This is a genomic window from Kitasatospora sp. NPDC032150, assembly GCF_055579945.1.
This window is the reverse complement of sequence record NZ_JBVIMH010000007.1, coordinates 84,154-98,920: the sequence shown is the minus strand read 5'-3', so window position 1 is coordinate 98,920 and position 14,767 is coordinate 84,154. Positions and strand designations below refer to the sequence as shown.

Annotated in this window: 9 protein-coding genes and 1 tRNA gene; 7 read left to right on the top strand and 3 right to left on the bottom strand. The window is 74.0% G+C overall.

The window, feature by feature from the left end; genetic code table 11:
• Positions 1 to 18: 18 nt before the first annotated feature.
• Together ACZ5ON_RS11040 and ACZ5ON_RS11035 are read right to left on the bottom strand one after the other, a co-directional pair.
• Positions 19 to 3,174, bottom strand: coding sequence for an AAA family ATPase (locus tag ACZ5ON_RS11040; protein WP_465588958.1), 3,156 nt, complete (start codon positions 3,172 to 3,174; stop codon positions 19 to 21).
• The gene (locus tag ACZ5ON_RS11035; RefSeq protein WP_465588955.1) at positions 3,171 to 4,337 is read right to left on the bottom strand and encodes an exonuclease SbcCD subunit D; all 1,167 of its coding nucleotides are present in this window, start codon (positions 4,335 to 4,337) and stop codon (positions 3,171 to 3,173) included. Before ACZ5ON_RS11035 ends, ACZ5ON_RS11040 begins: the two co-directional genes overlap by 4 nt.
• A gap of 404 nt (positions 4,338 to 4,741) precedes the next feature.
• On the opposite strand from ACZ5ON_RS11035, the gene ACZ5ON_RS11030 reads away from it, so the two are divergent.
• From ACZ5ON_RS11030 to ACZ5ON_RS11010, 5 genes are all read left to right on the top strand, one after another.
• Positions 4,742 to 4,815, top strand: a tRNA-Ile gene (locus ACZ5ON_RS11030).
• Positions 4,816 to 5,291: 476 nt separating this feature from the next.
• Complete coding sequence (locus ACZ5ON_RS11025; RefSeq protein ID WP_465588952.1) at positions 5,292 to 6,305, top strand: hypothetical protein; 1,014 nt, start codon at positions 5,292 to 5,294, stop codon at positions 6,303 to 6,305.
• A gap of 254 nt (positions 6,306 to 6,559) precedes the next feature.
• Positions 6,560 to 7,159, top strand: coding sequence for a hypothetical protein (locus ACZ5ON_RS11020; RefSeq protein WP_465588949.1), 600 nt, complete (start codon positions 6,560 to 6,562; stop codon positions 7,157 to 7,159).
• Positions 7,160 to 7,203: 44 nt separating this feature from the next.
• On the top strand, positions 7,204 to 7,545 hold the full coding sequence (locus ACZ5ON_RS11015; protein ID WP_465588946.1) for a VOC family protein: 342 nt from the start codon (positions 7,204 to 7,206) through the stop codon (positions 7,543 to 7,545).
• A gap of 151 nt (positions 7,546 to 7,696) precedes the next feature.
• Positions 7,697 to 8,494: an SGNH/GDSL hydrolase family protein gene (locus tag ACZ5ON_RS11010; RefSeq protein WP_465588943.1), complete on the top strand. Its 798-nt coding sequence runs from the start codon at positions 7,697 to 7,699 to the stop codon at positions 8,492 to 8,494.
• 193 nt (positions 8,495 to 8,687) lie between these two features.
• Here ACZ5ON_RS11010 and ACZ5ON_RS11005 read toward each other — a convergent pair whose 3' ends face one another.
• Positions 8,688 to 10,529 carry an AMP-dependent synthetase/ligase gene (locus tag ACZ5ON_RS11005; protein WP_465588940.1) on the bottom strand — a complete coding sequence of 614 codons (1,842 nt, stop codon included), beginning with the start codon at positions 10,527 to 10,529 and terminating at the stop codon, positions 8,688 to 8,690.
• A 465-nt stretch (positions 10,530 to 10,994) separates the two neighbouring features.
• Between ACZ5ON_RS11005 and ACZ5ON_RS11000 the strand changes: the two genes are divergently transcribed.
• Together ACZ5ON_RS11000 and ACZ5ON_RS10995 are read left to right on the top strand one after the other, a co-directional pair.
• Positions 10,995 to 14,351, top strand: a complete 3,357-nt coding sequence (locus ACZ5ON_RS11000) for a sensor histidine kinase (protein ID WP_465588937.1) — start codon at positions 10,995 to 10,997, stop codon at positions 14,349 to 14,351.
• Positions 14,348 to 14,767: a roadblock/LC7 domain-containing protein gene (locus ACZ5ON_RS10995; protein WP_465588934.1), complete on the top strand. Its 420-nt coding sequence runs from the start codon at positions 14,348 to 14,350 to the stop codon at positions 14,765 to 14,767. Before ACZ5ON_RS11000 ends, ACZ5ON_RS10995 begins: the two co-directional genes overlap by 4 nt.

Below are 14,767 nucleotides of genomic sequence, written 5' to 3'. Positions count from 1 at the left end.
CGTCCAGAGCGGGCCGGCCTAGCCGTCCGTACGGGTGGCCAGGTGCAAGGTCGAGCCGTGCCGGCCCTTGCGGACCAGGAGCTGACCGGGGATCCGGGAACGCAGATCGGCGACATGGCTCACGATGCCGACCGCCCGGTCCCGCTCGCGCAGCCCGTCCAGCACGTCCATCACCTCCTCCAGCGTCTGCTCGTCGAGGCTGCCGAAGCCCTCGTCGATGAAGAGGGTGTCCAGCGGCATCCCGCCCGCCTCGTCCGTGACCACGTCGGCCAGTCCGAGCGCCAGGGCGAGCGAGGCGAAGAAGCTCTCCCCGCCAGAGAGCGTGGCGGTGTCCCGGGCGACGCCCGTCCAGGCGTCCACCACCCGGAGGGCCAGGCCGGAGCGCCGGTTGCCCGCGATCCGGTCGTCGCTGTGGACGAGCGTGTACCGCCCGCCGGACATCCGTACCAGCCGCCCGCTCGCCCGCTGCGCCACCTGCTCCAGCCGGGCCGCCAGGACGTACGACTCCAGCCGCATCCGCAGGGCGTTCTCCGGCGAGGTGCCGGCGGCGAGACCGGCCAGCCGGCTGACCCGCCCGTGCAGCTCCAAGGCCGGGGCGAGTTCGGCGGCGAGCGCCGCCAGCTCACCGCTGAGCCGGGCCAGCGCCGCACAGCGCTCGACGGCCGCGCTCTCGGCCGCCGAAGCCGCCCTCAGCCGGGCCGTTGCCGCCAGGAGGCGGGCCTCCGCGGCCTCCTGATCGACCGCGGGCTGCGCCGCCGCCGCGACCAACTCTGGGTCGGCCAGCTGCCGTTCGACCGCGTCCAGGGCCGCGCGCTGCTGCTCCAGCCGAGACTTCAGGGTCGTCCGCTCGGCGGCGGGCAGCAGCGCGGCGCGGGCGTCCCCGGGTGCGGCGAAGCCCGCCGCCAGGCTGGTCCGGGTCAGCTCCTGTGCGGCCTCCGCCAACCGGGACCCGGCCGCGGTCGAATCCCGGACGGCGGCCAGTGCGGCGACCACGGCCTCCGCCAGCGCGGCCAGCCCGGTGGCCCGGGTGTCGACCGACGCGGCGCCGGCCCGGGCCGCGTGCACCCGCTGCCCCAACTCCTGCTGCTCCTCGGCCAGTTTCTTCAGCTGCCCGGCGAGTGCCGCGCTGTCCTCACCGGCCTGCCGCAGCTGAGCCTGCCGCCGGGACTGCTCGCCCGCCAGCCGGTCGATCCGCTGCTCCACCGCGCCGAGGCCCTCGGCCGCCCGGACGGCCGAGCGCCGCTCTCGCTCGGCCTCCGCCAGTGCTGCCCGCACCTCGGCGACCTGCTGCGCACCGGCGGCGCCGGACGCCTCCGCCTCCTCGACCCGCAGTGCCGTCAGGGCCGTCTCGGCCGCCGACAGCGCCCGTTCGGCCCGGCTCTGCACAGCCCTGGCGGCCTCCTCGTCCGCAGCGCTCACCTGAGCTGCGGACGGCTTCGCGGGGGCGGGATGTACCTCGGAGCCGCAGACCCGGCAGGCCGCACCCGCGGACAGCTGGCCCGCCAACTCGGCCGCCATGCCGGCGAGTCGGCGCTCCCGCAGCTCCAGGCTGTGCTCGCGGGCGTCCTGCGCCCGGTCGCGCAGCACCGACACCTCAGCCTCCGCCTCGGCCATCCTGGTGCGCAGTTCGTCCCGCCGGTCGGCGGCCGCCAGGCGGTGGTTCAAGTCGGCGCGGTGGGCGTCCAGTTGCTCGACCCTGGCGCCGGCGACCCGGGCTGCCTCGCGCTCTTCCTGGAGGGCTGTGAGCCGGTCCTCGAAGTCCCGCAGCCAGTCCTGGGCCTCCTCCGCGAGCTCGTCGGCACGCTCCCGGTCGGCGGTGAGCTTGTGATGCTCCCGGTGCAGCTCGGCCTGCCGCCGCTCATCGGCTCGCGCCGCCTCCAGCAGTCCGAGCTGCGCCTGCAACCTACGCTCGGCCTCGGCCAGTTCGGCCTCCCCGAGAGACTCCCCGAAGGCCTCGTGGCGGTCGGCGGAGCCGCTGACGGCAGGGCGGGCGAAGAAGGACACGTCGACCGGCGGCTGGGCGTCGGAGTGGTCGCCGCCCGCCTCGGGCGAGGGAGTGATGAGGCGGGACAGGGCGGCGCGGCGCTCGTGTTCGGTCTGGCGAGCGGCGTGCAGGGCGGCGGACGCGCTGTCGCACAGCCGCAGCACCGACTCCACGCCCAGGGCGGCCTGGGCGGCGGCCAGCCGCCGCTCGTCGTCGGCGAGCCGATCGGCCGAGTCGCGCAGTCGCTGCGCCTCCAACGCTGCTGCTTGGTGCCGACGTTGACGGTCGGCCAGCTCGCCCGCCCACTGCCGGTGCCGCTGGGCCGCCGCATGGGAGCCCTCGGCCAGTGCCACGGCCGAGCGAGTCACCGCCAACTGCTCCGCCGCACCGCCGCGCAGGATCGCCGCCCAGCCGAGCGCCCCGGCCGCCAGCCCCGCCGACCCGGCGGCCGAGGCCCTGACCCCGGTGTCCTCGTCGGGCACCCAGCCGTCCGGCGGCTCGGCGCCGGGGCCGGCCGCCTCCTGTGCGCGGCCCACGAGGTCGCGCAGCCGCTGCAGCCCGCCCTGCACGGCGGCCTCCTGGGCGCGCCGCTGCTCGCCGAGCCAGCGCTCCACCTGGTCGAACCGGCCGGTGTCGAACAGCTGCCGCAGCAGCGCCGCCCGGTCCGCGGCGTCGGCACGCAGGAAGCGGGCGAAGTCTCCCTGCGGGAGCAGGACGACCTGGCAGAACTGGTCGCGACTCATGCCGATCAGCCGGCGGATCTCCTCCCCGGCCTCCTGGTGCGACCTGCTGACGGCCCGCCAGCCCGGCGAACCGTCACCGAGGTCGGCGGACCACTCGCGCAGCAAGGTCCGCGGCTTCTCGGTCGTGGTGCCGGTGCCGCGGCGCTTGGGACGCTTCTGCTCGGGGCTGCGGGTGATCTCCAGTCGGCGCCCGCCCAGGGTCAGCTCCAGACGGACCTCGGTGGGCAGCAGCGGATCGGCGTGATCGCTGCGCAGCGGATTGCCCCGCCGGGCGCCGGGGACCTCGCCGTAGAGCGCGAAGCAGACCGCGTCCAGCACGCTGCTCTTGCCGGCGCCCGTGGCGCCGCGCAGCAGGAAGAGCCCGCCGGAGGTGAGGTGGTCGAAGTCCACCTGCTCCGTCCCGGCGAACGGGCCGAAGGCGGTGACCGTCAACTGGTGAAGTCTCATCGGGGCAGCTCCCGCGCGCGCTCGTCGGCCAGCCTGACGGCCTCGAAGGCCTCCCGCAGCCAGCCCTGCTCCAGCTCGTCCGGCCCGCTGCCGCGGACGTGCTTGACGAAGCCCTCGGCGATCTCCAAGTCCGCCCGGCCGCTGACCCGGTCCGCGTACGAGACGCGTTCCTCGCCCGGAGTGGGCTCGGGCTCGAACAGCAGCTGGAGGGTGTGCGGGAAGCGGCGCCGCAGCTCCTCCATCGGGTTGGCCGGACGGACCGGGTCGGTGAGGGTGGCCTGGATCCAGGCCCGCTCGTGCACGGCGAGCCGCTCGTCGGCCAGCAGTTCGGCCAGCCGCCCTCTGATCCGGGCCAGCGGACGCGGCTGCGGGCAGTCGATCCGCTCGGCCTCGACCGAGCCGTCGGCGGCGAGGTCGACCAGCCACATGGTCTTGCGGTGGTCCGTCTCGGAGAAGGAGTAGGCCAGCGGGGAGCCGCTGTAGCGCAGATGAGGGGCGAGGGTCTGGCAGCCGTGCAGATGGCCCAGCGCGGCGTAGTGCGCCCCGTCGAACACCGAGGCCGGGACGCTCGCCACGCCGCCGACGGTGATGTCCCGCTCGCTGTCGCTCGGCTCGCCGCCCGTGACGAAGGCGTGTGCGAGCACCACCGCCCTGGTGCCGGCGGGGCGCTCCGCCAGGTCCGCCGTGACCCGCGCCATCGCCGCGCGCAGCACCTCGGTGTGCCCGCCGGCCTCCAGCCCGAACCGCTCCCGGGTGAGCGCCGGCTCCAGGTACGGCAGCCCGTAGACCGCCACCGGGCCGTGCTCGTCGGCCAGCAGCACCGGGGCGGCGCAGCCGTCCGGATCGGTGCGCAGATGGATGCCGGCCCGCTCGATCAGACCGGCGCCCACCCCGAGCCTGCGTGCCGAGTCGTGGTTGCCGCTGATGAAGACCGTCGGCACCCCGAGGTCGGCCAGCCGGTGCAGCACGTCGTCGAAGAGCGCCACCGCCTCGAGCCCTGGCAGCGCCCGGTCGTAGACGTCGCCCGCGACCAGCACCGCCTCGACCCGGCGCGCTTCGACCACTGCCACCAGGTGGTCCAGGAAGGCGCGCTGGGCCTGGTGCAGGTTCTCCCGGTGGAACGAGCGGCCCAGGTGCCAGTCGGAGGTGTGCAGCAGTCTCACGGCAGGGCCCTCACCCGCATGATCGCCACTTCTGCTCCCTCCGAGTCGGCGCGGGGCCGGCCCAGGGTACGGCCGACCAGCTCCGAGTATCACAGGAGCCGCTGACAATGCCCGGCCCGTCGTGGTCATCGGGCTCCCACCCGCACCGGGGCGGGGCCGCAGGAGTTCACGGGGATCTTGGAGGGGTGCGCCGGGGGCGGCCCCGCGCGCATGCCCGGTCCTGCGGTACACCGAGTGGCCGGCCGCGGCCTGGTGGTGGGGCTTCGAGAACAGCGGCGGGGCAGGGGGGCCGGTTGGCTGGGGGCGGGACTTCCCCGAACGTCAGAGCGGCTTTCACCTGCGGGTCGGGATCCGCACGCGTTTTGGAGATAGGCCGCAGGTCAGCTAATCTCTCTGTGCGGCAAGGGCCTATAGCTCAGACGGTTAGAGCGCTTCCCTGATAAGGAAGAGGCCACAGGTTCAAGTCCTGTTAGGCCCACCGGCACGGAAGGCCCGGAGTGGATGTCCACTCCGGGCCTTCTGGCGTTTCGGCGCTTGTGGCGGCCGGCGAAGGGCGCGGGATCGCTGCGGGGGCGCCCGGCCGGAACTGCTGCGGAGAGTGGATTGTCAGTGACGCTCTGTATGGTCGCGAGTGTCAGTGGCCCGCCGTCGGTGGGCACTCCGACAGTCGTTCCGAGGGAGGGTCCGATGTCGTCCATGTCGAGTCGGTCGAAGTGCGGGCGGTCGAAGTGCAGCCGCTCGGAGTCCAGCCCGTCGGGGCCGAGCGGGTCGAGGGTGGCGAGGCCGAGCGGGTCCGAGGCGCGGAGGCGAGGAACGCGGCGGCCGGAGTCGGGGAGAGCGGAGCCGAACGGCCCCGGGCGGCGAAGGCAGAGAGCCGGGAGCGGCGCCACCGGGCCGGCCGACGGATCCCGGGGCACCGGGGGCGGCGGGCGCCCGCGGCAGGGTACGGGCGGGGTGCTGCGGCAACCGGTGGCGCTCGCGGTCGCCGTCGACCCGGCCGACTTCGCGCGGCTGCGCGAGCACGGCCTGTTCGGTGGCGCCGACTACGGGTACTACCTGCGCCGGACGGAGAACCAGCTGCGCGCCCTGCGCGGTGAGGGGCTGGAGGTGCACCTCAGGGTCCTGGAGCCGCTCGACTTCGCCGACTTCTGCGAGCAGCACCTGCTGGCCCAGGACGACCCGGTGGCCAGGGTCGCCTACGCCGCCGATCCGGAGCTGGCGGGCGAGCCGTTCGTCTACCGGGGCGAGCCGCTGGCCGAGCTGCTCCCGGTGCTGCTGGCGGACCACCTCGCCAGGGTGCGGATCTCCGTCGGCAGTTCGGTGCTGCTGATGTCCGTCGGCCTGGAGGAGCAGCCGGAGGAGCGCTTGGTCGCCGTGCTGCAGTACGTGTCCGAGGTCTACCTGGCGCTCGGGGCCGGGGCGGGCGAGGGGCGGCAGCTGCTGGTGCTGCGGTCGGTCGGCCTGTTGGACGGGGAGCAGCTTTCGGCGCGGGCCGAACCGGTGGTGGAGTCCGGGGCGTTCACCACCTCCGGTCGGGAGGTGGAGGCGTTCTGCATCACGCTCGCGGCGGCGGTCGCCGGGTACGGGGCCGGGGAGTTGCTGCTGTACCGCCCGGCGAGGGCGGACGGTGGGCGCGAGGTGCTGGGCTGGGTGCTGGTGGACGGGTGGCTGCGGCCGATGTCGGTGGTGGAGACCGCGGCCGCCCTGGTCGCGGTGGGGGCGGAGGGTCCGCCGGGGCGGCTGGCGGCCCGGGCGGGGTTCCCCTTGCCCTCCCGGTGGGGCCGGTGGGCGGGCGGTCCGTCGCAGCGGCCGGCCGATGAAGGTGATGCGATCGGCGAACGCGGGGTGGTCGGCGAGGCCGGTGTGCCCGATGCGGACGGGCCGGGTGGTGGGGCGGGGGAGTCGGGCGGGGCGACCCGGGAACAGGGTGGCGACGCGGCCGGGGACGGGGGTGACGCCGGGCGCTGAGGCGTCAGAATGGCCCAGGAGTGCGTCGGCTGATCTGCCGTTCAGCCTCCGTTGGTCTCCGGTTCGTCCCCTGTTGTTCCGCACCGCGGGGTTCTGCGGCATGCCCCGCGCGGCGGCCAGGACTGTTCATCGACCGCGTGTTCGGGGAAGATCAACAGGTCGGAGCGCACCAGGCGGCCTCCTGCCAGGTCGTCCCCGACCCGAACCGACCGCGCGCCGCACGAGGCGCGGGCACGACCGCTGGAGGGGGGCGAGTGAGCAGTATCGAGTACAGCGCGGAGATCTCCGAGCTGCTCGGCCGGGTGCGGCGCCGTCCCAATGCGGGCTGGCCGTGGCGGCCGGGGGAGGCGGTGCCCGCCGGGCTGCCGGTGAAGCAGTCCTGGGGCTGGCTCTTCGTGCCGGACGGGCGGGTGCTGACGCTGGTGAACCCCAGGGACGGCGTGGTCAGCCTGCCGGGCGGTTCGCTGGAGCCCGAGGACGACGGCGATCCCGCGGCCGCGCTGGCCCGCGAGGCCCGCGAGGAGGCGCAGGCGGTGATCGGCCCGGCGCACTACCTCGGCTACCTCTACGACCGGGTCGGGTCGGCGAACGGCGGCCACGAGTGCGCGCGGGTGCGGATGGCCGCGGCTCTTCGCGCCGTCGGGCCGACCGCGCCCGACCCGGCGTCCGGCCGGCACTACCGGCGGCTGCTGGTCGCCCCGGGGCTGGCGGTCGAGCTGCTCGGCTGGGGCGAGACGGGGCTGCGCCAGGCGCACGCGGCGGTGGCGACCGCGGTGGCCGAGCTGGGTGTGCCGGCCGCCGCCAACGAAGCGATCGAGGAACTCCCGTCGTCCGGTTGGCTCTTCGTCAGCTGACCTCGCGGGGGTGGTGAGCGGTGTGGGTGTCGAAGGGGTGAGGCGTGGGCCTGATTCATCACGTGGAGCTGTGGGTCGACGACCTCGACCAGGCCGAACGGCAGTGGGGGCCGGTGCTGGTGGCGCTCGGCTGCGAGCCGTTCCAGCACTGGGCGAACGGGCGTAGCTGGCGCCTCGGTGACAGCTACGTGGTGCTGGAGCAGTCGCCGGCGCTGCTGCCGGGCGGGTACCAGCGGCTGCGTGCCGGGCTCAACCACCTTGCGGTGCACGGTTCGCGGGACGCCGTGGCGGTGGCGCTCGAAGCCGGCTGGTGGCTGCGGGTGGACACCGGGTCGGCCGTGCACCTGATTGACGCCCAGGGATTCGAACTCGAAGTCGTCTGTTGAACGTCTCGGTGGTCGCGGAGAGTTGACGCCTCGTTCATCTGGCGACGTCACAAGCGCATTGTTCATCAACAATCTTGGCATGAGCACTGTTCGAATTGCCTACCGGCTGGTATCACAAATGTGACCCCCGTCACCTTTGTGGAGGTGCTCCATGCGCCCTGCTCGTGCCGTGTCCGCAACCGCTCTGGCCGGTCTCCTCGCGCTCACCACCCTGGTCGGCGCGACCGCCGCCAGCGCAGCCACCGTCAACTACGTCGCACTGGGGGACTCCTACTCCTCCGGCGTCGGCGCAGGCAGCTACACCAGTGAGAGTGGCAGCTGCGAGCGCAGCACCAACGCGTACCCCTACCTCTGGAAGAACGCCCACGGGGCGTCCTCGTTCACCTTCGCGGCCTGCTCCGGCGCGCGGACGGGCGACGTGCTGAACAGCCAGCTCTCCGGACTCAACTCGGCCACCACGTTGGTGAGCATCACCATCGGCGGCAACGACGCGGGCTTCGCCAACACCATGGAGACCTGCGTGCTGAACACCGAGAGCGCCTGCCTGAGCGCCGTCTCGGCGGGGGAGGCCTACGCGAAGAACACCCTGCCCGCCCAGCTCGACCAGGTCTACTCGGCGATCCACGGCAAGGCGCCCAACGCCCATGTGGTGGTGCTGGGTTACCCGCACCTCTACCAGATCAACGGCACCTGCATCTTCGGCATCGGTGACACCAAGCGCGCGGCCATCAACGGCGCGGCCGACACTCTCGACGGTGTCATCGCGAAAAGAGCCGCCAACGCGGGCTTCACCTTCGAGGACGTCCGCGGCCTGTTCAGCGGTCACGAGATCTGCGGCAGTGGCACGCAGTGGCTTCACAGCACCACGCTCCCGATCGACGAGAGCTACCACCCGAACGCGGACGGCCAGGCCGGTGGCTACCTGCCCGCCCTCTCCGCCGGTGCCTGACCGGCGGCCAGTACGGCTGGCCCGACCGCAACCTCGGGCAGTCGGCCTGAGGGGCGGCCCGAGCAGCCGGTAGCCCGAGCCGCCGATCCGAGTCGGTCCCGGCCGCGCCCCACTCCCGGACGAGGGACGGGGTGCGGCCGGACGTCCCGTCGGAGGCGCGCATCCGGTCGGATCGTCCGGCCCGGAAGGCGGCTCACGGTGCGTACAGCTCCTCGATGTCGTCCGCGTGCAGCTGGAGGATGGCCTGGCGGCGGAGCTTGAGGGAGGGTGTCAGCAGGCCCTGTTCGACCGTGAACTGGTGCGGGAGCAGGCGGAAGGCGCGGATGGACTCGGCGCGGGAGACGGCGGTGTTGGCCGCGGCGATGACGCGCTGGATCTCGCCGTGCAGCTCCTGGTCGGTCAACACGCCCCAGATGTCCAGTTGTTCACGGCCGTGGATCGTCAGCCAGTGGGCGAGGGCGGGCGGGTCGAGGGTGATCAGGGCGGTGAGGTAGGGGCGGTTGTCGCCGACCACGAGGCAGTGCGAGACGAGCGGGTGGGACCGGACGCGTTCCTCCAGGGTGGCGGGGGCGACGTTCTTGCCGTTGCTGGTGACGATCAGGTCCTTCTTGCGGCCGGTGATGCTGAGGTAGCCGTCCTCGTCCAGGGTGCCGAGGTCACCGGTGGCCAACCAGCCGTTCCGGAGGACCTGCTGGGTGCAGCGCGGGTGGTTGAGGTAGCCCGCGAAGACCGTGTCGCCGCGTACCCAGACCTCGCCGTCGTCGGCGATCGCCACCGAGGCGCCGGGCATCGGCGGGCCGACGGTGCCCGCCTTGGCCCGGCGCGGAGGGTTGGCGGTGATCGCGGCGCTGGTCTCGGTCAGCCCGTACCCCTCGTACACCGTCAGTCCGGCACCCGCGAAGAAGAGCCCCAGCTCCCGGCCCAGGGTGGAGCCTCCGCTGATCACGTTGCGGACCCGTCCGCCCAGTACGGCGCGCAGCCGCTGGTACACCAGCCGGTCGTAGGCGCTGTGGCGCAGGCGCAGCGCGGCACCGGGGCCGGGCCCGCGTCCGAAGGCGCGCCGCTCGCGGGCGGCGGCCCACTGGACGGCGACCTCGGCGGCCTGGGCGAAGAGTTCGCCGCGGCCGGCCTGCTCGGCGGACTCCCTGGCCCGCTGGTGGATCCGCTCGAAGACGTACGGCACGGCGTGCAGGTAGGTCGGCCGGAAGGAGGTGAGCGCGGGCAGCAGCGAGTCGGGCGAGAGGGAGCCGTGGTGGCCGATCCGCACGCCACCGCGCACTGCCGTGATCTGCACCATCCGGCCGTAGATGTGGGCCAGCGGCAGGATCATCAGTGTCGCGGGCGGGAGGCCGCCGGTGTCCTGGAACAGCTCGTGCCAGCCGGCCAGCGCGGCGTCCGCCTCGGCGGCGAGGTTGCCGTGGGTGAGCAGGCAGCCCTTGGGGCGACCGGTGGTGCCCGAGGTGTAGACGACGGTGGCGACCGAGTCGGGGGTGACCCCCGATCGACCGCGGTGCACCAGGCCCTCGGGTACGTCGCGGCCGTCCTCGACAAGCTCGGCCACGCAGCCGCGGTCCAGCTGCCAGATGCCGGTGAGGTCGGGGAGCGCGTCGCAGACCGCGCCGATGGTCATGGCGTGGTCCTCGTCCTCCACCACGCAGGCGACGGCGCGGGTCTCCGCCAGGATCCAGCGGACCTGTTCGGCGGCCGAGCTCGGGTACACCGGCACGGGGATGGCACCGATCGACCACAGCGCGTAGTCGAACAACGTCCACTCGTACCGGGTGGAGGACATCAGCGCGACCCGGTCGCCGAACCGGACGCCCCTGGCCAGCAGGCCCTTGGCCAGTGCGAGGATCTCGTGGCGGAACTGAATGACCGTCACATCGCGCCATTCAGGCGGTGATTCGCGACCGTCGGAGGGCTTCCGTCGGGAGAGCTGGACCAGGTCGGGGGTGCGCTCGGCCGTGTCGTACACCGAGTCGGCCAGCCCGCCGGTGGCCGGGGTGGCGAGCGGGGGGCTGCTGAACTCGCGCACGGTGCCCCCGATCCCGTCGTCCGTCGCCCTGGTCCTGGTGTGCCGGCTCGGCCGTGCACCGGGCCCGTGGCCCGGTCCGGCGGGTCCGGCGCGCGGTGGGTCTGCGAAGCTACCCGATCGTCGCTGCGCTGCCCAGGGGGGCGACGGCGCCGGATCGGATCCGGCACATGCCAAGGTGCGCGGTGCTGCCCTCGCCACCCGGACAGAATGTATGTAACCAGTCAAAACGGGCGGATTGCGGCGACCGGCTCCGGACAATGGATTCGAGCCTTCGAACGGACGCTCAGTGAGTAGTAAGCTCGCGCAGATCGCACATGGCCCGGCGTGCGGCCCGTACGTGGTCCGGCGTGTGTCTTGACGTCCGGGCTGGTGCGGTGCCATGGCCGGCGCCCCGACCGACCCCGACCGCTGCCGAAGTACCGTCATCACCGTCCAGGCCCGAGAGCCATCCCGACCGAGGACTCCATGCGTCTGCGCCGCAGCTCGATCCGCGCGAAGATCATCGCGCTGCTCATGGTGCCCATCGTCGCCCTCACCGGTCTCTGGGTCTACGCGACCCTGGTGACCACCGGCGACGTCTGGCGGCAGCTGGGCGTGGCCGCCGCCTACCGCTCCTTCGGCGAGTCCGTGGACCAGTACGCCCGGGACGTCCAGGAGGAGCGTCGGGCGGCCGTGCTCTCGCTCGCGGCCGGCGACTCCGCCGCCCTCACCGAGGCGTACCGCCGGACGCAGGATGTCACCGACCGGGACCTCGAGGCGCTGCGTACCAAGGCGAACGGTCCGGAGGGGGAGAAGCTCGACGCCGTCCAGAACAAGCGGCTCCAGGACATCCTCGGCGGTGCCGACCAGCTCGCCCCGATCCGGGGCCAGGTGGCCCGCGCGGCGAACTTCTGGTCGTACGTGATCGACCAGTACAGCGCGCTGATCGATCCGGTGTTCAGCTTCCGGTCCGCCTTCGTGAGCCGGCAGAGCGGCCAACTGCCCAGGCAGGGAACGATCCTGACCGAGCTGGTCCGGGCCCGGGAGTACCTGTCCCGCGAGGACGCGGCGATGGAGGGCCTGCGGCTCACCGACCACCCCGACTCGCTGATGGTCCAGGAGGCCCTGGACGGCCTGCACAACCAGCGGGCACTGTTCGACGTCTACATCGACGAGCTGGATCCGCAGGACCAGAGCGGCTACCGCAACCTGCGCGCCGGCAACAACTGGCTGGCGCTGCTCAGCGCGGAGGCCTTCTTCGAGGACTCGCCCGACCACGTCCAGGCGGTGAAGCGGCTCTCCGAGAACTCCTGGCGCGACGCCGCCGACGGCGCCCTGGCCTCGCTGGCGGGTCTCAACACCCGGCTGGACGCCACCCTGGGCGACCGCGCCCGCTCCGCCGCGATCCACCAGCTGGTGCGCGGCGGCATCGCCGGTCTGATCGGTCTGGTCGCGGTGGTGCTCTCGATCGCGATCTCCTTCCGGATCGGCCGCGGCCTGGTGCGCGAGCTGATCACCCTGCGCAACGCCGCCCAGGAGCTGGCCGGCGCCCGGCTGCCCTCGGTGATGCTCCGGCTGCGCAAGGGCGAGGCGGTGGACGTGGCCGCGGAGGCCCCGGCGCTGGACCTGGGACCGGGAGAGATCGGCCAGGTCGGACAGGCCCTCAACGCGGTGCAGCGGGCCGCCGTCGAGGCCGCGGTGGCGCAGGCCGAACTGCGCGAGGGCGTGTCGGCGGTCTTCGTCAACCTGGCCCGCCGCAGCCAGGTGCTGCTGCACCGTCAGCTGACCCTGCTGGACACCATGGAACGCCGGGCGGAGGACCCGGCCGAGCTGGAGGACCTGTTCCGCCTCGACCACATGACCACCAGGATGCGGCGGCACGCCGAGGGCCTGATCATCCTGGCCGGCGGTTCGCCGGGCCGGGCCTGGCGCAAGCCGGTCCGGATGGTGGACGTGGTCCGGGCGGCGGTCAGCGAGGTGGAGGACTACGCGCGGGTGGTCGTCCGGCCGTTCCCCGGCACCGGCCTGCTCGGCAGCACGGTCGCGGACGTCATCCACCTGATCGCCGAACTGGTCGAGAACGCCACGGTCTACTCCCCGCCGAACACCCAGGTCACCGTCCAGGGTGAGGTGGTGGCCCACGGCTTCTGCCTGGAGATCGACGACCGGGGCCTCGGGCTCGGCGAGCAGGCCCTGGAGGAGATCAACCAACGGCTCTCGGAGGAGCAGGAGTTCGACCTCGCCGACACCGACCGGCTGGGCCTGTTCGTGGTCAGCCGGCTCGCCCTGCGGCACGGCATCCGGGTCCACCTGCGGCCCTCGCCCTACGGCGGGACCTCGGCGGTGGTGCTGATCCCGCGTGAGCTCCTGGCGGAGGTCCCGGCCCCGGCCGGCCCGGGAGCCGGCACGGCGGGCGGGGCCGGGAGCACCCCGGACGGGACCGCTCAGCGGTCCGCCGGCGTACGGCGCGGCCAGCGCGAGTTGGTTGCCGTACCGGCGCTGCCAGAGGACGAAACGCACCGGCGCAGCGCCGAGGCGCGCGCCGAGAGCGACGAGTCGGTACAGCCGGCGTGCGCTGTCGAGCGGCTGTCCGGCGGCCCGCGTCCCTCGGTGCCCGAGCCGGCCCGTACGCCCGGCGGACTGCCGCGCCGCCGCGCCAGTGCGCACCCGGGCGCGCCGCGCCTGGTACCGGTGGACACGTCGAGCGCGGTCGCTGCGAACGCTGCGGGCACGGCCGGAACGGATGAGCCGGTCGGGTCTGACATGACAGCGGATGCCGCCCCAGGTGCGCTCGTGGACACCGGTACCGGTGCGTACGCCGGTGCCGGTACGGACGCCGGCACCGACGCGGGCGCGGACCCGAGCTCCGGGGCCGGGCGGCACCGCCGACCGGGCAGCCCGGTCGAGGGGGATTCCGCCGAGGAGGCGCACGTCCGTCGTGCCGCGGCCCCAGCGCATGCCGCGCCGCCCCGGACGGGCGCCGTTCCGTCCGCCGGATTCGCCTCCGCGCCCTCGGCTCGCCCTGCCGCCGAGGCCGCCACCCCGGAGGCCGGGCCCTCGGCCTCGGACGACGCCCAGCCGTCCGCGCAGCGCACTCCGCTTCTGACGGCCGGCGGCCGGCTGCCGCGACGCGTACGGCAGGCCAGCCTCGCACCCCAGCTGAAGGCCGCTGCTGCGGCTGCCGCAGCAGCAGCCGCGGCGGGTAGGCCGACGCCGCGGACGGGTGAGCGCGAGTCCGTCCGGGAGCGTTCGCCGGAGGAGGCCAGGTCGGCCTTCGCCTCGTTCCAGCGCGGCTACCAGCGCGGCCGGGGCGACCGGAGCCAGCCCGCCTCGCTGACCGTCGTGCCGGACCCGCCCGTGTCCGGCGCGTCCACCGCTACCTCCGGGGCCGACCGCCCGGCCGGGCCCGCCAAGTCCCCGTCCGGGCTTGCCAAGTCCCCGTCCGGGCACACCGAGTCCTCGAAGAGGCCCGCCGACCCGACTGCCGCCAGGATTGCCGGCCCGATCACCGGGCAGCCCGTCGACCCGTCCGCCGGCACCGGCCCCTCCACCGCCGCAGGGCCGGACGGGCGGTCCGGCGGCCTGTCGGGACGAAGCGGCCGACGCGCGGCGCTCCCGTCAGCGCCCCGCCCGGCAGAGCTGCCCGCACCGCGTGCCCGGCCCGCACTGCCAGCCCAGCCCGGCGGGCCCGCCGCACAGACCTCGCAGCAGCCCGCCGGACCGCAGCGCCCGGCCGGACCGGTGCAACCGAATCGCGGGAGTCAAGCGTCATCGCTGCCGCCGCAGTCCGCACCTCCCGCACGACAAGCACAGCCTGCACCAACGGAAGGAACCGAATCATGACCGCTACGGCACAGCCGTCCGGAGAACTCAACTGGCTTCTGGACGACCTGGTGGGACGGGTCGCGGCCCTGCGGCACGCGGTCATCCTGTCCAGCGACGGGTTGGCCACCGGCACGTCCAGCGGGATCCAGCGGGAGGACGCCGAGCACCTGGCGGCCGTCGCGGCCGGCTTCCACAGCCTGGCCAGGGGGGCCGGGCGGCACTTCCAGGTGGGCGGGGTCCGCCAGACGATGGTGGAGCTGGACGAGGCGTTCCTGTTCATCACGGCCGCCGGCGACGGCAGCTGCCTCGCCGTACTGAGCGACGCCGAGTCCGACGTGGGCCAGATCGCCTACGAGATGGCCCTGCTGGTGAAGCGGGTCGGCGATCACCTGTCGGCCGAGCCGCGTACCGAGGCCACTCCGCCCGGGAGATGA